Consider the following 1,138-nt stretch of genomic DNA (forward strand, 5'->3'; position numbering starts at 1 on the left):
CTGCTGCTGGAGACGGCGTGGGAGGCTTTCGAGCGGGCGGGGATCGACCCGGCGAGCCTGCGGGGTTCGGACACCGGCGTCTTCGCCGGCGTGATCTCGGGGGACTACGCCTCCCGGCTGGGCCGCATCCCGGGCGAGTTCGAGGGCTACATGTCCACTGGTACGACCACCAGCGTGGCATCCGGTCGGATCGCCTACACCTTCGGGCTTGAGGGCCCGGCCATGACGGTGGACACGGCGTGCTCCTCCTCGCTGGTCGCCCTGCACCTGGCGGCGCAGTCGCTGCGCCAGGGCGAGTGCAGCCTCGCCGTCGTCGGTGGTGCCACCATCAACTCCGGTCCGACCAGCTTCATCGAGTTCAGCCGGCAGCGCGCGCTCTCCACCGACGGGCGGTGCAAGGCGTTCTCGGCCTCGGCGGACGGAACGGGCTGGGGTGAGGGCGTCGGCGTCGTGCTCGTCGAGCGGCTCTCGGACGCGCGGCGGCTGGGGCATCCGGTGCTGGCTGTGGTGCGTGGTTCGGCGGTGAACCAGGACGGTGCGTCGAACGGCCTTGCCGCGCCGAACGGTCCGTCGCAGGAGCGCGTCATCCGGCAGGCGTTGGCGAACGCTCGTCTGACCACGGCCGACGTGGACGTGGTCGAGGCGCACGGCACGGGCACCCGCCTCGGCGACCCGATCGAGGCGCAGGCGCTGCTGGCCACCTACGGCCGGGGACGCGAGGCGGACCAGCCCCTGTGGCTGGGCTCGATCAAGTCCAACATCGGTCACACCCTGGCCGCTGCCGGTGTCGCGGGCGTCATCAAGATGGTCATGGCGATGCGCCACGGCGTGCTGCCCCAGACCCTGCACGTCACGGAGCCGAGTCCGCACGTCGAGTGGGACGCGGGCGCCGTCGAGCTGCTCACGCGGACGCGTGAGTGGGACGACGCGGGCCGTCCGCGCCGTAGTGCCGTCTCCTCCTTCGGGATCAGCGGGACGAATGCGCACGTGATTCTGGAGCAGGCGCCCGTGGCCGAGGAGGCCCTGGCTGTTGACGCTCCTGTGGCGCCGGTGGCGGTGTCGGGTGTGGTGCCGTGGGTGGTGTCGGGTCGTGGTGTGGAGGCGGTGGCGGGTCAGGCGGCGCGGCTGCTGACGGCTG

1 protein-coding gene is annotated in these 1,138 nt (G+C 72.1%); it reads left to right on the top strand.

Annotation, left to right across the window (positions count from 1 at the left end):
* A partial coding sequence (locus ACWF9Z_RS36710) for a beta-ketoacyl synthase N-terminal-like domain-containing protein (protein WP_453609970.1) occupies positions 1–1,138 on the top strand: 1,138 nt, incomplete at both ends.

The organism is Streptomyces sp. NPDC054961, assembly GCF_053609145.1.